This window comes from Bacillus sp. 05T31, assembly GCF_056396725.1.
Window position 1 is genome coordinate 1 of the sequence record NZ_JBFTMA010000830.1, and the last position, 1,712, is coordinate 1,712.

The 1,712-nt window shown below is 39.2% G+C and carries 2 protein-coding genes; both read right to left on the minus strand.

Annotated features, from left to right (window positions below; translation table 11 throughout):
- Positions 1-93: 93 nt before the first annotated feature.
- Positions 94-405, minus strand: a complete 312-nt coding sequence (locus tag AC1DJR_RS28830) for a YbjQ family protein (protein WP_002112849.1) — start codon at positions 403-405, stop codon at positions 94-96.
- A gap of 65 nt (positions 406-470) precedes the next feature.
- A partial coding sequence (locus AC1DJR_RS28835) for an ABC transporter ATP-binding protein (RefSeq protein WP_477004134.1) occupies positions 471-1,712 on the minus strand: 1,242 nt, incomplete at its 5' end.

The following is a 1,712-nucleotide window of genomic DNA, read 5'->3' on the forward strand; positions in this document are numbered from 1 at the left end:
AGAAATATCAAGGCTTCGACATAGACGATCACCCTACCTATMATGTTAGACACAATAACAACAAAAAGCCGTGCACCAGCACGGCTTTTCACTTTATATACGGACAGCAGTCCCACTCACCGCAACCATTAGCATTCCTTCGCGAACTACTTCGTAGTCCACGTCGATACCAACAATGGCGTTCGCATTTTTTTGTCTTGCGAGAGTTTTCATCTCTTCCATTGCAATGTCGCGTGCTTCTTTTAATTTACTTTCGTAGGCGCCTGCGCGACCACCGACAACGTCACGGACAGAAGCGAAAAGGTCACGCACGATATTCGCACCCATGATTGCTTCGCCATTAACGATATCGATATAATCAATAATTTCTTTCCCCTGAATTGTAGAAGTTGTTGTTACAATCATGCTTTGTAGCCTCCCAAATAAGATTTCCACTTACTTATGGTGCACTAATTCAGCAGAAATTATATTTACGAACTAAACTGCGCCTCATACAATCGGCTGTAACCCTCGCCTCGYTTGATTAGTTCCTCATGTGAACCTTGTTCTGCAATACCGTCTTTATTTACAACGACGATRCGATCTGCATTTTTAATAGTTGCAAGCCTGTGAGCGATAACTAATGTTGTACGGCCAACAGATAGTTCTGCAAGTGATTTTTGGATAGCAAGTTCTGTCTCTGTATCTAGCGCAGAAGTTGCTTCATCTAAAATTAAAATTGGCGGGTTCTTCAAGAACATACGAGCAATTGCTAAGCGCTGCTTTTGTCCTCCTGAAAGTTTCACACCACGCTCACCGATAACTGTATCTAAACCGTCTGGTTGCGAGTAAATTAAGTCCTCTAGCTGAGCACGTTTTACCGCCTGCCAAATTTCAGATTCTGAAGCTTTTAAGTTTCCGTAAGCGATATTTTCACGAATTGTTCCTGAGAATAAGAAAACATCTTGCTGTACAATTCCGATTTGCTTACGAAGTGACGATAACGTCATCTCTTTGGTGTCAATGCCATCAATTTGAATTGATCCAGATGAGTGTTCATAAAAACGAGGTAATAAACTACATAGTGTTGTTTTCCCTGCCCCTGATGGTCCAACGAAAGCAACTGTTTCACCTGCATGTATTTTCAAACTAATATCGTTTAAAATCGGCTCTTTATTTTCATATCCGAACGTGATGTTATTGTATTGAATATCGCCGTGTACATGTTTAACTTCTATTGCATCTTTAGAATCTACAATATCCGGCTCTGTTTCCAGAAGTTCTACATATCTTTTAAAACCAGCGATTCCTTTCGGATAACTTTCAATAACCGCATTAATTTTTTCAATTGGGCGGAAGAAAATATTCGTTAATAAAACGAATCCAATAAATCCACCGTACGTTAATTCACCTTGCAGAACAAACCATGTACCACATATTAATACAAAGAGTGTTACAAGACGCATCAGCATATAACTAATCGATGAATTTAACGCCATAATTTTATACGCCATTAATTTTGTTGTACGGAAACGAGCATTATTTACAGCAAATTGCTCTTTCTCAAACTTTTCATTTCCGAATGCTTGTACAACGCGGATACCACCTACATTGTTCTCGATACATGCATTGAAATCAGCAACGTCTGAGAATAAACGTCTAAACGTACCTGTCATTTTTTTATTGAAGTAAAGTGCCAACCATAATAAGAACGGGATTACGAAGAATGTTAG

What these genes read in the sequence shown, in the direction of transcription:
- AC1DJR_RS28830 (WP_002112849.1), bottom strand. Translation starts at nt 405, where the DNA reads ATGATTGTAACAACAACTTCTACAATTCAGGGGAAAGAAATTATTGAT.